This window comes from Siccibacter colletis, from assembly GCF_000696575.1.
Lineage (GTDB): Bacteria > Pseudomonadota > Gammaproteobacteria > Enterobacterales > Enterobacteriaceae > Siccibacter > Siccibacter colletis.
The window spans coordinates 1-421 of sequence record NZ_JMSQ01000002.1 but is presented as its reverse complement, the minus strand read 5'-3'; the positions used below and the strand labels follow the sequence as shown (position 1 = coordinate 421).

The 421-nt window shown below is 56.1% G+C and carries 1 rRNA gene; it reads left to right on the top strand.

Features of this window, described 5'->3' with window-relative positions:
* Positions 1–421: ribosomal RNA gene (locus ET34_RS0102505) — 16S ribosomal RNA — on the top strand; the annotation flags it as partial.

Genomic DNA, 421 nt, shown 5'->3' with positions numbered 1-421 from the left:
TGGGGTAACGGCTCACCTAGGCGACGATCCCTAGCTGGTCTGAGAGGATGACCAGCCACACTGGAACTGAGACACGGTCCAGACTCCTACGGGAGGCAGCAGTGGGGAATATTGCACAATGGGCGCAAGCCTGATGCAGCCATGCCGCGTGTATGAAGAAGGCCTTCGGGTTGTAAAGTACTTTCAGCGAGGAGGAAGGTGGTGAGTTTAATACGCTCATCAATTGACGTTACTCGCAGAAGAAGCACCGGCTAACTCCGTGCCAGCAGCCGCGGTAATACGGAGGGTGCAAGCGTTAATCGGAATTACTGGGCGTAAAGCGCACGCAGGCGGTCTGTCAAGTCGGATGTGAAATCCCCGGGCTCAACCTGGGAACTGCATCCGAAACTGGCAGGCTTGAGTCTCGTAGAGGGGGGTAGAA